Origin of the sequence: Thalassospira sp. UBA4513, from assembly GCF_002388495.1 — a bacterium.
GTDB classification, from domain to species: domain Bacteria; phylum Pseudomonadota; class Alphaproteobacteria; order Rhodospirillales; family Thalassospiraceae; genus Thalassospira; species Thalassospira tepidiphila.
Genome location: NZ_DGMR01000029.1, coordinates 1 through 201, shown reverse-complemented (window position 1 = coordinate 201; position 201 = coordinate 1). Strand labels below are relative to the sequence as shown.

General features: G+C 51.7%; 1 protein-coding gene. It reads right to left on the bottom strand.

Annotated elements, in window-relative coordinates; genetic code table 11:
• A partial coding sequence (locus B2T33_RS11250; protein ID WP_286792042.1) for a cbb3-type cytochrome c oxidase subunit I occupies positions 1-201 on the bottom strand: 201 nt, incomplete at both ends.

Here is a 201-nt window from a genome sequence, read left to right as displayed (position 1 = left end):
AATCAGGAACAGGCTGTTATGCAACACAAAGTCAGCCGGCGGAACCGCAAGCATAACACCCGTCATGCCCCCGATCACAAAGGTCAGCATAAAGCCGATGGTCCACAGCATCGGAACATCAAAACTGATGCGGCCCTTATACATCGTGAACATCCAGTTGAAGACTTTCGCACCGGTCGGGATCGAGATGATCATGGTGGT